This is a genomic window from Burkholderia territorii (assembly GCF_902833055.1).
Taxonomy (GTDB): Bacteria; Pseudomonadota; Gammaproteobacteria; order Burkholderiales; family Burkholderiaceae; genus Burkholderia; species Burkholderia territorii.
The window spans coordinates 1-12,186 of sequence record NZ_CADFEJ010000040.1; the positions used below are offsets into that span (position 1 = coordinate 1).

Sequence of the window (12,186 nt, forward strand, 5' to 3'; positions counted from 1 at the left end):
CTGCGCGGGCCGCCGTCAGACGCTCAGAGACCGCCGGCCTGCCGGTACAGCCGCCAGAACGACTGCGCATACGACTGCGCGAGCTCCGGTGCGCGCTGGAACACGTTCACCGTTTCGGCGTGCGCGGGCGCGCCGTCGGACAGCGTCGTCAGCGCGACGCTGTCGTCGACGATCGCGAAGCGCGGCGCGGGATCGCCGTGCCGCGAATCGATCGCGACGTCGATGCCGGCCGACTTCAGATATCCCGCGCCGCTGTACTTGCCCGCACGCGACGAGCGCACCAGCACGACCCGCACTTCGATGCCGCGCGAACGCGCGTCACGCAGCGCCGCCGCGACCGCGGGCGGCACATACGCGTAGCCGGCCAGCAGCACGCGGCGCTGCGCCTGTCCGATCAGGTCGACGGTCGCGTCGGCCGCCGCATTGTCATACGAAAAGTACGTGCCGACCGATGCGGCATCGGATGGAATCGGGCTGGCGTGGGCGGCCGCCGCGCAGCAGAGCGCGGCGAGGAAGAAGGCGGCTGGTCTCATGGCGGGCGCCATTTTAGCGATGCCAATTCGCGTGGCAAGCGCCGGCTGCACCGCTGCTGCGCGGGCGCAACACCTGTTGCGCAACGACCATCCGGCGGGTCGTTTCCCGCATCGAGGTTACCGGGAATTCCGAGCGTAGCCAGGCCGCTCGGAGGCCGCCCGTCAGCCGGCCGCGACGCGCGCGAGCCAGCCTGCGATACCGTTGACGGACCGGAAATCCGCGACGCTGCGTGCCGGCAGCGCCGGATATGCAGCGCCCGCCATCTCGGCCAGCGCGCGGCCGGGACCGAGCTCGAGAAACGCGGTCGCGCCGGCCTCGACGCACGCAGCCAGACAGGCCGCCCACTCGACCGGCTCCGCGATCTGCCGCGCGAGCTTGTCGAGACCCGCGTCGACATCGAGCACCGACACGCCGTCGATCCCGGAAAACAGCCGCGTACCGGGCAACGGCCGGCGCACGTTCACGGCGGTGAGCGACGCACGAAACGCGGGCACCGCCGACGCGAGCCGCCGCGTGTGCGACGCGATCCGCACGCACACGGGCGCGACGCGCAGCGCACCGTCGCGTAGCGCGTCGTCGGCCACCGCGGCGACGTCGTCCTGCCGCCCGGCCACCACGAACGCGTCGCCCGGATTGGCGATCGCGATCGCCGCATCGCGGCCGTCGCACAATTGCGCGAGCTGCGCGCGCGTCAGCCCGCGCACGAACGCCATCCGTTCGTCGCCGCCGCTCGCGGCGTCCATCGCGCACGCGCGCGCGTCGGCCAGAGCCAGCGCGTCGTGCGGATCGATCATCCCCGCGACGCTCCAAGACGCGACTTCGCCGACGCTGTACCCCGCGACGCAGCGGCGGCGCGGCCACACAGCGTCGAGCATCGCGGCCGCCGCGAGCGCCTGCACGGTGCAAAGGATCTGCGCGGCGCGGTTCTCGCGCAGCGCGTCCGGCTCGGCGTGCCGTACCCAGTCGCGCGGATCGTCGCCAAGAAGGCGGCCCGCATGCTCGAACAGCGCATCGGCGCATGGCGCGACGCCGGTCAGCTCGAACATGTCGGCGCGCTGCGCGCCCTGCCCCGAACAGAGGATCGCCAGCGTCATGGCCGCTCCTCGGCCGCTTCGAATGCATCGACGAATACGCTCATCGCGAGCAGGTCGGCCGCGCCGCCCGGGCTCAGGCGCCGGGCGACGAACGCACGGTGAGCGGCGACGGCGCGCAATCGCCAGTCGCGCGCGCGTATGCCACCGCGCGCGACGAACGCGCGCGCCGTGGCCCGCGCGAAATCGAGGCCGGCCTGCCCGCCCCGGTGCAGCAGATTCGTATCGTCGAGCGCGGCGATCAGCGCGAAGCATGCGTCGACGCGCGCGGCCTCCGGATCGTCGGGCACGCGGTGCTGCGCGCGGCGCAGTGCCGGCAAACCGACGGAATACACGGTCGGGAACCCGTCGGCCGCCTCGCGACGCGCACCGCCGACACCGTAGCGGCGGCTCGCGCGCTCGCCATGACTGTCGGGCAGCCGCGGGCCGCCGAGGATCTCGGTGCCCCACCGCTGCGCGACGAACGCGCCGAGCGTCATCGTGCGGCCGGCCGCGCCGGGCACCGTGCGGCGGCCGGCGGCCGCGCAAAGCAGCCCGAGCCCGAAGATCGCGCCGCGATGCGTGTTGACGCCGCCGGTCGCGGCAAGCATCGCGTGTTCCGCACGCAGCCCGATCTTGCGCAGCACTGACATGTCCGCATCACGCGCGCCGGCGGCGGCGAGTTCCGCGAAGTATGGCCGCAGCACGGCCGCGCTGCGCGCGAACGTCGCGGCGTCCATGTCCGCATGGCTGCCGGTGTCGACGTGGCTGACCAGGCCCGGTTTCGGATAGGTGTCGATTTCGAGCACGAGACTGCGCTCGGCGAGTTCGGCGATGCGCTCGGCGTCCGACAGCGCCGCCGCGCGGCAGGCGGCCCATGCATTCATCGCGTGCCTCCGATGAATGCGTCGACGGACATCAGCTCGACGGCGATCGCCGTCTTGACCGCGACTTCAGGCAAACGCGCATGCAGCTCGCGCCAGTTCACGCCCGCGCCGTCGTCGCGCAGCAGTTCGCCGTCGATGCGCATTGGCGCGCGCGCGTCGATTGCCGCGAGACCGTCGAGCAGCACGGCGAGCGATGCGGCGCCGGGCAGCGGGAACACGATGTCGAGATCGGACGACGCGCTCACGTAACGCTCGCCCGTCAGCGCCTGCCACGCGAGGCTGCCGAACACGCGGCCCTGCACGCCGCAGCGCAGGCCGAGCGCATCGAGCGCGCGCAGCGTTGCGTGCCACGCGTCGGGCGCCGCGACCAGCACGTCGGCCAGCGTGGGCAGCGGGCCGACCGATTCCACCGCATCGGCGGCGACGTTCAGTGCGATGCGCCGCTTGCCCGCCGAAGGCGGCAGCGGCACACCGAGCGGCACGCACCGCGCATCGGCTTCGTCAGGCGACGCGCGGCGCACGATCAGCGGCCAGCCGTGCGCGGCCCACGCCTGCACGAGCGGATCGGCCGCCAGCGCGGGATCGCGCGCGCATGCCGCGCGCCACCCGGCCGCCGTCAGCGTGACGAGCGTGTGGCGGCGCAGCGGCGGGTCAGCGTGCGGCACGCGCGAGGGCCTCGACGCGCCGCGCGACATCGGCCGCGACCGGCCGGCCGCGCGCCGCACGCTCGTCGGTGCGATCGATCGGCTTGCCGAGCCATTCGCCGACCTGCGCGTCGAGCGCTCGGGCCGGATCGAGCACGGCGTCGACGGCGCCCATCTTCACGAGATTGTCGAGCCCCGGCGCGAACACCGGCGTCGAGCGCGCCATCTCCTTGAGCACGTCGATCGGCAGCTTCGTCACGCGCGACATCGACGGCAGGTCCATCACCTCGGGCTCGGCACCCGGCACCGCAAGCAGCGTGCGCGTCGCGAGCGCGGTCGCGATGAATGCGCCCGCGGCCGTATGGCCGTACAACAGCCCGATCGTCCGGTGCCCGGCGAGCGCCGCATGCATCAGGCATTTCGCGAGATGCGACAGCCCTTCGTTCAGGCCGAGCAGTTCGTCGCGCTTGCTCATCCGCTGGCTGTCGCTGTCGACGAGCACGAGAACCGGCGTGCCGCCGCCACGCTCGATCGTGTCGAGCACGTGCGAGGCGAGCGTCACGGCTTCGTCGATGCCGAACGGCAGGCGCTCGGCGACACCGATCACGTCGACGCGCGTGCCGGCCAGGTCGCCATGGCCCGTCAGCAGGCCGCCGTTTCGCTGGACCGAATGGCCTTTGGGAAACAGCGAACTCAGCACTTCATCGAGCGTCATGCTGCCTCCCGCGCGGCTGCCCAAATGGGCTTGGCGAGCAATTCGCGGAGCAATGCTTCGCGCCCGGCCAGCCGGCCGTGGACGGCGCGCGCCCCGTCGTCTGGTGCCGTGCACGCGGCCGGAGCGGGCGCTGAAGCGGCGGCTTCGGTCGACGGCGAACGAACTGAGCATGTGAGTCGTTTCATTTCTGCTCCTGCAATTGATCGGCGAGCTTCGCGAATTCGTCGTCGGGCATGCCCGGAATCGCCTCCGGCTCGCTCGCGCCGAGCGTGCGCCACACGTCGAGCGCATCCTTGCACGTGCCGAACCGCTCGATGCGCGCTTCGAGCCGCGCCTGCTCCGCGCGCAGCATCGCCGCGTCGAACGGCGGCGCACGGTCGATCAGTTCGAGCGCGGCCGTGCGAAACGCCGCGGGCGTATCGGCCACGTAACGGTCCGCGCCGCCGATCAGCCGACGATGCTTGCCGCCCATCGTGCGCCAGATCAGCGCGCGGTCCTTCGCGTCGAATTCCTCGACGCCACGGTTGGTCTCGATCACCTCGGGCCCCGACACGCTGATGCGCCCCTGCTCGGACACCGCGAGCGCCGAGCAGCACGCGGCGAGCAGCCCGCCGCCGCCGTAGCAGCCCGCGCGCCCGCCGATCAGCCCGATTACCGGCACGCCCGCCGCGCGCGCGTCGACCAGCGCACGCATGATCTCGGCGATCGCGAGCTCGCCCGCATTCGCTTCCTGCAACCGCACGCCGCCGGTATCGAACAGGATCAGCACCGGCGTGCCGAGATCGCGCGCCGCGCGCAGCAGCCCCGTGAGCTTCGCGCCGTGCACCTCGCCGAACGCGCCGCCCATGAAGCGGCCTTCCTGCGCGGCGACGAACACTGCCCGGCCGTCGAGTCGGCCGTGGCCGACGATCATCCCGTCGTCGAACTGCTGCGGCAGGTCGAACAGCGGCAGGTGCGGGCTCGTCACGCGCTCGCCCGGCCCGAGAAATTCCGTGAAGCTGCCCGCGTCGAGCAGCCCGTCGACGCGCTGGCGCGCCGATGCTTCGTACCAGCTCGCAGCGTTCGCGACGAACGCGGGTGCGTCGTGGATCGCATCGGTCATCGTGCGTCTCCCTCGATCGCGCGCACGGCCTGCGCGAGCCGCAGCGACACCATGTCGGGCCGCGCGCCGCCGTCGTTGATCGACAGCTTCAGGCCGCCCGGCGCGCGCCGTTCGACGAAATCCGACACGACCGCCTGCCACACCGCGCCGAAACCGACCGCCGCGGTGCGGATGTCGATCTCGCATTCGTTGCCCGGCAGCACGCGTTCGACCAGCACCTCGAGATTGCCGGACGCCACCACGCCAACGAGCGCCGTGGCCAGTTCGCCCCGCGCACGCCCGCGCGCGGTGAAGCGATAGTTCAACTGTTCCATGCCCTCTTCCTCACCAGTTGCGGAACCGGGCCGGCGGCGCATACAGGCCGCCCGACCAGTGCACGAGATCCTTGATCGAGCGCGCGGCGAGCCAGCGGCGATCGGCGTCGAGCGGATCGATGCCGAGATCCTCCGGGCGACGGATCACGCCGCGCTCGCGCAGCCGCTCGACCATCCTGCGGTCGCGGCCGCGGCCGACTTCCGTATAGCCGGCCACGCCGCGAATCGCATGCTCGCGCTCGTCCTTGTCGCGGCACATCAGCAGGTTCGCGATCCCTTCCTCGGTGACGATGTGCGTGACGTCGTCGCCGTAGACCATGATCGGCGCGAGGTCGAGCTGCAGCTTGTCGGCGAGCTTCAGCGCATCGAGCTGCTCGACGAACATCGGCACGTTCTTGTCGCCGAAGGTCTCGCCGATCTGCACGACCAGCTTGCGCCCGCGCCTGAGCGCGGCTGGCGTATCGGGGTCGGCCTGCGCGCCGGCCTTCAGCCACGGCTCGCTCGGGTGACGGCGGCCGCGCGCGTCGCTGCCCATGTTCGGCGCGCCGCCGAACCCGGCGATGCGCTCGGCCGTGACCGTCGACGAATGGCCCGACAGGTCGATCTGCAGCGTCGAGCCGATGAACATGTCGCACGCGTAAAGGCCGGCCGTCTGGCAGAACGCTCGGTTCGAGCGAAGCGACCCGTCGGGGCCCGTGAACCATACGTCGGAGCGCGCGCGGATGTAGTCGTCCATCCCGACTTCGGAGCCGAAGCAGTGGATCTGCTCGACCCAGCCCGATTCGATCGCGGGAATCAGCGTCGGGTGCGGATTGAGCGCCCAGTGCGTGCAGACCTTGCCCTTCAGGCCGAGCTTCGCGCCGTAGGTCGGCAGCAGCAGCTCGATCGCGGCCGTGTTGAAGCCGATTCCGTGATTCAGCCGCTTGATCCCGTAGGGCTCATAGATGCCCTTGATCGCGAGCATCGCGGTCAGGATCTGGGTCTCGGTGATCGCGGCCGGGTCGCGCGTGAACAGCGGCTCGACGTAGAACGGCCGGCCGGCCTCGACGACGAAATGCACGCGATCGCCCGGAATGTCGACGCGCGGCACCTTGTCGACGATGCGGTCGACCTGCGCGATCACGATGCCGTCCTTGAACGCGGTGGCCTCGACGACGGTCGGCGTGTCCTCCGTGTTCGGGCCGGTGTACAGGTTGCCGTCGGCGTCCGCGCTGACCGCGGCGATCAGCGCGACCTGGGGCGTGAGGTCGATGAAGTAGCGCGCGAACAGTTCGAGGTACGTGTGCACCGCGCCGAGCGCGATCTTGCCGCCGAACAGCAGCTTCGCGATCCGCTGCGACTGCGGGCCCGAATACGCAAAGTCGAGCCGCTTCGCGATCCCGCGCTCGAATACGTCGAGATGCTCGGGCAGCACGACGCCGGACTGCACCATGTGCAGGTCGTGGATCTTCGCGCTGTCGACATCGGCGAGCGCCGTCGCGAGCAGGTCGGCCTGCTTCTGGTTGTCGCCTTCGAGGCACACGCGATCGCCGGGCCGCAGCACCGCTTCGAGCAACGCGACGGTGTCGCGCGCATCGACCCGCTTGCCGCGCGCGAAGGCCGCGCCGGCCGCGAGGCGTGCATCGCGCGCCTGCCGCGCGTGATTCCATCCCGTCATGAACAGTTCTCCAGCTTCGATGGTTCAGCGGCATTCTAAGCCTCGCGCCGCCGCCGATTGATGATGTTGACGAATCCGACTCAGAGGGCATCGCGATGGATGCGGCGCGCCGGTACCCGCGCGCGACGGCCGCGCGCGCGAGCTGCCGGAATCGCGCGCGACGGGCCGTGCGCGCTCACGCGCCGACCAGCGCGCGCGTGGTGAAGAACAGCACCGACGGTCCGAGCAGGCAGCCAACGCCGGTATGGAAGGTCGCGACCAGCGCGCCATACGGCACGAGCCGGCGATCGGTCGCGGCAAGGCCCGCGCTCACGCCGCTCACCGTGCCGGCGAGGCCGCCGAAGATCATCGCGGAGCGCGGCGTCTTCAGGCCCATGAAGCCGGCCGCGACCGGCGTGCCGACCATCACGATGATCGCCTTCACGAGGCCCGTCGCGATGCTGAGCGCGATCACGTCGGAGCTCGCGCCGATCGCGGCACCCGTGACGGGCCCGACGATGTAGGTGACGGCGCCCGCGCCGATGGTCGTCATGCTGACCGCATCGGTGTAGCCGAACGCCCGCGCGATGCACGCGCCGACGATGAACGGCAGCACGGTGCCGAGCAACAGCGACACGACGCCGACGAGGCCGGCCTTGCGCGCCTCGGTCGGCTGCACTTCGAACGCGGTCGCGACGATCGCGAAATCGCGCAGCATCGCGCCGCCCATCAGGCCGACGCCCGCGAACAGCGGCACGTCGGCGATGCCCTTTTGCCCTCCGGTGAACGCACCGCCGACATACGCGAGCGCAAGACCGATCACGATCGCGATCGCGGAACCGTGCACGCGGCCGAAGGTGAGCTTGCGCGACGCGATCGACGACAGCCACATGATCAGGCCGACCAGCGCGAACGACGCGACGAGCCCGTTGTGGGCGACGGTTTTTTCGAGCATCTGCAGCATGGCGGCCTCCGTCACTGTTGTTCGAATTGCGGCACGCCCGCGAAGGCCGTGTCGTCGCGCCCCGTGCGCACGAGTACCGCGATGCAGCATGCACAGATCGCAACGGCGCCGATGGCGGCGAGCAGCGCGACCGGGCCGCCCTTCAGCGCGGCGACCACGTTCTGGTTCGCGGCCATCGCGACGACGACGGGGATGTACATCGCGCCCCAGAAACCGACGCCTGCCTCGGTCTCCTTCGGCAGCCAGCCGCGCCGGTGCAGCCACAGACGCAGGCAGATCAGCAGGAGCATCGCGATACCGACGCCCCCGACGTTGGTCTTCACGCCGATCGCGGCGCCCAGCAGGTCGCCGAGGAACAGTCCGGCCAGATGGCAGAACGCCAGCAGCGCGGTTCCGTAGATGATCATGAGTCGTCTCCAGTCTCTTCGTGACGGGCGCCTGACGCGTGCGGGAGTCAGGCCCGCACGCCGATCCCGGGCGCGGGAGGTCTGTCTCCTGCGGCGGTGCGCCGCGGCCCGGCGGCTCGTCGTGCGAGCGCGTTCTCGGGCGGTCGATGGGATGATGCGGTTTCGGGCCGGGCACCGGATGGCTTAGACTGACCGATGCAGCCGGCGGCACGACACGGGCTACGCGCCCGGTGCGCCCGCCTGCATGGGCCGCACCAGCGCGTGATCCGATACTAGCGCCGCAAAATCCGGCCATTTATGAAGTTGTCGAAACCGATTCAGTGGATTTAGCAATGCGTCCATTACCGCCCGAGCTGCTGCGCAGCTTCGTCGCCGTCGCGCAGTCCGGCAGCTTCACCGCCGCGTCCGAGCGCGTGAGCCTGTCGCAATCGACCGTCAGCCAGCATATTCGCCGCCTCGAGGAATTGCTCGACCGGCCGCTGTTCGAGCGCGACACGCGCAACGTGCACCTGTCGCAGCACGGCGACGCGCTGTTCCGCTACGCGGTGCGCATCCTCGAACTGATGGACGAAGCCGTCACGTCGGTGTGCGGGCCGCCGCTGTCGGGCAAGGTGCGGCTCGCGATGTCGGAAGATTTCGCGTCCGCGCACCTGACGGCCGCGCTCGCGAGCTTCGTGCAGCGCAATCCGGAAGTCGAGCTCGCGATTTCGACGGGGCTGTCGGGCGACCTGTTCGACGCGCTCGACGAAGGCCGCCACGATCTGGTGTTCGCGAAACGCGTCGCGGGCAGCCGGCGCGGCCGCGTGATCCGCAGCGAGCCGCTTTACTGGTGCACCGGCCCCGATTCGCCGATCACCGGCCACGAGGCCGTGCTGCCGCTCGCGATGCATCCGGAGCCGAGCGTATCGCGCCGGCGCGTGCTCGAGTCGCTCGAGGCGGTCGGCCGCCCGTACCGGATCGCCGTGGTGAGCAGCAGCATCGCGGTACTGCGCGCGGCAGCGAGCGCGGGGCTCGGCGTCAGCGCGTTCGCCGGCTACGTGATTCCGGCCGGACTCGCGCGGCTCGATGCGGGACTGCCCGAACTCGGCGAACTCGAATACGTGATCGACCGGCCGGCGGCCGCATCGCGCTCGACGCTCGCGCTCGAAGCGACGCTGATCGCGGCGGCGGCCGGGTTGTAGCGACCGCTTTCACCGTTTGCGCCGGTGCCGCCGCTGCTCGGCATGAGCGCGCAACTGACAGTCTTGCCCGAAACGCGTCAGCGTGCGCGCAGCGCCCGCTCGCGACAATGTGACCCATCGGAACGCACGGCAGCGTGCCGCGCGTCCGCTGTCCCGTCACCTTGATCGGAGCACATCATGAACGCCTTGCGATTCGCCGTCGCGACCGCTGCAGCCGCGCTGCTGTCCCCAGCGTTTGCACAAACCGATGCCGCCGCGCCGACACAGGGCCTGACGCGCGCGGAGGTCGTCGCGCAGTTGAAGCAAGCCTACCTCGACGGCGAACTGCCGACCAACGACGGCAACTATCCGCCGGATGCCGCCACGCGTGCACGCAATCGCGAGCTGGTGCAGGCCGCGCAGCCCGCGTGGCTCGCGCAGACGCCGCGGGCCCCGCAAACGGCCGCCCGGCAATAGCGCTTTCCCGGGCGCGACCGGCACGCTGCGCGACGACGCATTCAGGGCAGGAAGCTGCGGCGCCGCGCGTCGATCAGCTCGACGAGCAGCCGGTCGCGTTCGGCCGCCAGTTCCTGCATCGAACGCTCGCCCTGGATCGCGCGCAATGCTTCGTCGAGCTTGCGATCGACGGCCGGATCGAACGACGGCGTGCCAAGATCGTCCCACCACGTCGTGATCGGCCCCGACAGGTGTTCGAGGAAGTGCGCGATGCCGCCCGCGCCGCCGCCGAGGTGATAGGTCAGGCACTGCCCCATCAGCCCCCAGCGCAAGCCGGGACCCCAGGCAACCGCCTTGTCCGCATCCGCGACGCTCACCACGCCCTCGCCGACGAGGTGATACACCTCGCGAAACAGCGCGGCCGCGAGCCGGTTCGCGACATGGCCGGTCATTTCCTTGTTGAGCACGATCGTCTGCTTGCCGAGTGCGTCGTAGAAGGCCTTCACGCGCGCGATCACGCTCGGGTCGGTCGCGTCGCCGCCGACCAGCTCGACGAGCGGAATCAAGTGCGGCGGGTTGAACGGATGCGCGATCAGGCAGCGTTCCGGGTGCCTGTCGCATGCGGTCTGGATGTCGGACATCTTCAGGCCCGACGAACTCGACGCGATCGGCACGCGCGCGGGCAGCACATCGTCCATCTGGCGGTACAGCGCCCGCTTCAGGTCGAGCCGCTCGGGGCCGCTTTCCTGGACGAAATCGACGCGCTCGAGCGCGCGAGCAAGATCCGCATCGAACGACAGCCGCACGGAAAGTTCGGCGGCCCGCGGCTCACCGAGGAACGCGGCGAGCGCGTCGCGCAGCCGCGCGTCGGCCTGCGGCGCCGGATCGGTCGCGACGACGTCGAAGCCCTTCGACAGATAGAAAGCCGCCCAGCTCGCGCCGATGACGCCCGCCCCGACGATCGCGATGCGTTGAATGTCCATGTCCGTCCCGTCTCCGTGTTCTGTAAGTAGCGCGACGATTGTCGCATCGATTCACGTCGCGACGCGTTGACGGCGATTGCGCCTCCCCTCTTGAAAACCGCCGCGGCAGCCTCTAATTACCCGTTGCCCGGCAGTGCCCGTCACACGCACTGCCCCCGTTTCGACTCAGCGGAAAACCGCGCGTCGCACTCGCCGTCGGCATTGCGTCGCCGCGTCTTTCGCGTTTCATGCTCCGGAGGACTTTCATGAGCGGTATCCATTACGGCCACGACCTGTTCGACGAATTCGCCCGCGTGCAGCGGCAGATGGCGAATCTGTTCGGCGAGCTTCCGGCCGGCATCCGCGCGGTGCGGCCGAGCGCGTTTCCCGCGCTGAACGTCGGCGCGACCGACGACGCGATCGAGATCGTCGCGTTCGCCCCCGGCATGGCCGCGGCCGACTTCGACGTCTCGATCGACAAGGACCTGCTGACGATCAGCGGCGAACGCACGATCGCGGCGCACGAGCATGGCGACGACGTGCGCACCTATGCGCAGGAGCGCTTTCACGGCGCGTTCCGCCGCGTGGTCGAGCTGCCGCAGAGCGCGGATCCGGACAACGTCAGCGCCCGCTACGAAAACGGCTGCCTGCTGATTCGCGTCGGCCGGCGCGAGGCATCGAAGCCGCGCGCGATCAACGTTCAGTAACCATTCAGGATTCCGACATGAACATGACCCAGACCCTGACCGAACGCCAGCCCGGCGCCGTCCAAGCGCCTGCCGCCGAAGCCGCGCGCCGGCCCGCGATCACGCCGGCCGTCGACATCGTCGAAGACCGACATCGCGTCACGCTGCGCGCCGACCTGCCGGGCGTGCCGCGCGAGAACCTCGACGTGAAGGTGCACGACAACACGCTGACGATCGAAGCCGACTCGCGCATCGATACGCCGGCCGGCCTGCGCGTGCGGCACGTCGAAGTCCGCGCGCCGCGCTACGCACGCTCGTTCGTGCTGAGCCCCGATCTCGACACGTCGCGAATCGATGCAAGCCTGCGCGACGGCGTGCTCACGTTGACGATTCCGCGCCGCGAGGAAACGCGCCCGCGCCGCATCGACGTGGTCGCCGGCAATGCGTGAGCGCCGGCGCGCACCCATCGCGCGACGCGCATGACGAAGCCCCGCCCGGCATCACGCCCGGCGGGGCTTTTTTCCGGTTCATCGAGGATTACCGGGGAACGCGGCGCGGATTTTGAGGAAGAAGTATTCCTCGTCGCGGTACCCGTAGGCCCGACGCTTGATGACCTTAATGGTGTTGTTGATGCCTTCGACGACGCTGG

Annotated in this window: 16 protein-coding genes; 4 read left to right on the top strand and 12 right to left on the bottom strand. The window is 70.4% G+C overall.

What is annotated here, in order from left to right:
* Nucleotides 1–23 precede the first annotated feature (23 nt).
* The 10 genes from HW466_RS30675 to madL form a co-directional block, all read right to left on the bottom strand.
* Complete coding sequence (locus tag HW466_RS30675; protein ID WP_059506064.1) at nucleotides 24–545, bottom strand: phospholipase D-like domain-containing protein; 522 nt, start codon at nucleotides 543–545, stop codon at nucleotides 24–26.
* A gap of 150 nt (nucleotides 546–695) precedes the next feature.
* Nucleotides 696–1,628, bottom strand: a complete 933-nt coding sequence (locus HW466_RS30680; protein ID WP_174905869.1) for an acyltransferase domain-containing protein — start codon at nucleotides 1,626–1,628, stop codon at nucleotides 696–698.
* Nucleotides 1,625–2,491 carry a triphosphoribosyl-dephospho-CoA synthase MdcB gene (gene mdcB, locus HW466_RS30685; protein WP_174905868.1) on the bottom strand — a complete coding sequence of 289 codons (867 nt, stop codon included), beginning with the start codon at nucleotides 2,489–2,491 and terminating at the stop codon, nucleotides 1,625–1,627. The genes HW466_RS30680 and mdcB overlap by 4 nt, the downstream gene beginning before the upstream one ends.
* On the bottom strand, nucleotides 2,488–3,156 hold the full coding sequence (mdcG, locus tag HW466_RS30690) for a malonate decarboxylase holo-[acyl-carrier-protein] synthase (protein WP_174905867.1): 669 nt from the start codon (nucleotides 3,154–3,156) through the stop codon (nucleotides 2,488–2,490). The genes mdcB and mdcG overlap by 4 nt, the downstream gene beginning before the upstream one ends.
* Nucleotides 3,143–3,850 (bottom strand): biotin-independent malonate decarboxylase subunit gamma, encoded by a 708-nt coding sequence (mdcE, locus tag HW466_RS30695; protein WP_059449377.1) that lies wholly within the window; start codon nucleotides 3,848–3,850, stop codon nucleotides 3,143–3,145. The genes mdcG and mdcE overlap by 14 nt, the downstream gene beginning before the upstream one ends.
* A gap of 181 nt (nucleotides 3,851–4,031) precedes the next feature.
* On the bottom strand, nucleotides 4,032–4,952 hold the full coding sequence (locus HW466_RS30700; RefSeq protein WP_151006402.1) for a biotin-independent malonate decarboxylase subunit beta: 921 nt from the start codon (nucleotides 4,950–4,952) through the stop codon (nucleotides 4,032–4,034).
* Entirely contained in the window at nucleotides 4,949–5,266 is a 318-nt protein-coding gene (mdcC, locus tag HW466_RS30705; RefSeq protein ID WP_151006401.1) for a malonate decarboxylase acyl carrier protein, read from the bottom strand. The genes HW466_RS30700 and mdcC overlap by 4 nt, the downstream gene beginning before the upstream one ends.
* Nucleotides 5,267–5,276: 10 nt before the next feature.
* On the bottom strand, nucleotides 5,277–6,923 hold the full coding sequence (gene mdcA / locus HW466_RS30710; protein ID WP_059506055.1) for a malonate decarboxylase subunit alpha: 1,647 nt from the start codon (nucleotides 6,921–6,923) through the stop codon (nucleotides 5,277–5,279).
* A gap of 175 nt (nucleotides 6,924–7,098) precedes the next feature.
* Entirely contained in the window at nucleotides 7,099–7,866 is a 768-nt protein-coding gene (madM, locus tag HW466_RS30715; protein WP_059449381.1) for a malonate transporter subunit MadM, read from the bottom strand.
* A gap of 11 nt (nucleotides 7,867–7,877) precedes the next feature.
* Nucleotides 7,878–8,273, bottom strand: coding sequence for a malonate transporter subunit MadL (gene madL, locus HW466_RS30720; protein WP_059449382.1), 396 nt, complete (start codon nucleotides 8,271–8,273; stop codon nucleotides 7,878–7,880).
* Nucleotides 8,274–8,605: 332 nt separating this feature from the next.
* Between madL and HW466_RS30725 the strand changes: the two genes are divergently transcribed.
* A complete protein-coding gene (locus tag HW466_RS30725) occupies nucleotides 8,606–9,454 on the top strand; it encodes a LysR substrate-binding domain-containing protein (RefSeq protein WP_059449383.1) in 849 nt (282 codons plus the stop codon).
* 174 nt (nucleotides 9,455–9,628) lie between these two features.
* The gene (locus HW466_RS30730; protein ID WP_081053716.1) at nucleotides 9,629–9,910 is read left to right on the top strand and encodes a DUF4148 domain-containing protein; all 282 of its coding nucleotides are present in this window, start codon (nucleotides 9,629–9,631) and stop codon (nucleotides 9,908–9,910) included.
* Nucleotides 9,911–9,951: 41 nt separating this feature from the next.
* Here the strand turns inward: HW466_RS30730 and HW466_RS30735 are convergent, their stop codons facing one another.
* A complete protein-coding gene (locus tag HW466_RS30735; RefSeq protein ID WP_151006228.1) occupies nucleotides 9,952–10,872 on the bottom strand; it encodes a 3-hydroxyacyl-CoA dehydrogenase NAD-binding domain-containing protein in 921 nt (306 codons plus the stop codon).
* Between the two features lie 245 nt (nucleotides 10,873–11,117).
* Between HW466_RS30735 and HW466_RS30740 the strand changes: the two genes are divergently transcribed.
* Nucleotides 11,118–11,558 carry an Hsp20/alpha crystallin family protein gene (locus tag HW466_RS30740; protein WP_151006229.1) on the top strand — a complete coding sequence of 147 codons (441 nt, stop codon included), beginning with the start codon at nucleotides 11,118–11,120 and terminating at the stop codon, nucleotides 11,556–11,558.
* Between the two features lie 17 nt (nucleotides 11,559–11,575).
* The gene (locus tag HW466_RS30745; protein WP_151006230.1) at nucleotides 11,576–11,986 is read left to right on the top strand and encodes an Hsp20/alpha crystallin family protein; all 411 of its coding nucleotides are present in this window, start codon (nucleotides 11,576–11,578) and stop codon (nucleotides 11,984–11,986) included.
* A 78-nt stretch (nucleotides 11,987–12,064) separates the two neighbouring features.
* Here HW466_RS30745 and HW466_RS30750 read toward each other — a convergent pair.
* Nucleotides 12,065–12,186 (bottom strand): transposase (locus HW466_RS30750; protein WP_166966332.1); only part of this gene is annotated, 122 nt, incomplete at its 5' end.

Coding starts and splice junctions, on each gene's coding strand:
- HW466_RS30740 (WP_151006229.1), top strand. CDS start 11,118: ATGAGCGGTATCCATTACGGCCACGACCTGTTCGACGAATTCGCCCGC.
- mdcC (WP_151006401.1), bottom strand. CDS start 5,266: ATGGAACAGTTGAACTATCGCTTCACCGCGCGCGGGCGTGCGCGGGGC.
- HW466_RS30745 (WP_151006230.1), top strand. CDS start 11,576: ATGAACATGACCCAGACCCTGACCGAACGCCAGCCCGGCGCCGTCCAA.
- madM (WP_059449381.1), bottom strand. CDS start 7,866: ATGCTGCAGATGCTCGAAAAAACCGTCGCCCACAACGGGCTCGTCGCG.
- HW466_RS30735 (WP_151006228.1), bottom strand. CDS start 10,872: ATGGACATTCAACGCATCGCGATCGTCGGGGCGGGCGTCATCGGCGCG.
- HW466_RS30680 (WP_174905869.1), bottom strand. CDS start 1,628: ATGACGCTGGCGATCCTCTGTTCGGGGCAGGGCGCGCAGCGCGCCGAC.
- HW466_RS30725 (WP_059449383.1), top strand. CDS start 8,606: ATGCGTCCATTACCGCCCGAGCTGCTGCGCAGCTTCGTCGCCGTCGCG.
- HW466_RS30700 (WP_151006402.1), bottom strand. CDS start 4,952: ATGACCGATGCGATCCACGACGCACCCGCGTTCGTCGCGAACGCTGCG.
- madL (WP_059449382.1), bottom strand. CDS start 8,273: ATGATCATCTACGGAACCGCGCTGCTGGCGTTCTGCCATCTGGCCGGA.
- mdcE (WP_059449377.1), bottom strand. CDS start 3,850: ATGACGCTCGATGAAGTGCTGAGTTCGCTGTTTCCCAAAGGCCATTCG.
- mdcA (WP_059506055.1), bottom strand. CDS start 6,923: ATGACGGGATGGAATCACGCGCGGCAGGCGCGCGATGCACGCCTCGCG.
- mdcB (WP_174905868.1), bottom strand. CDS start 2,491: ATGAATGCATGGGCCGCCTGCCGCGCGGCGGCGCTGTCGGACGCCGAG.
- HW466_RS30675 (WP_059506064.1), bottom strand. CDS start 545: ATGGCGCCCGCCATGAGACCAGCCGCCTTCTTCCTCGCCGCGCTCTGC.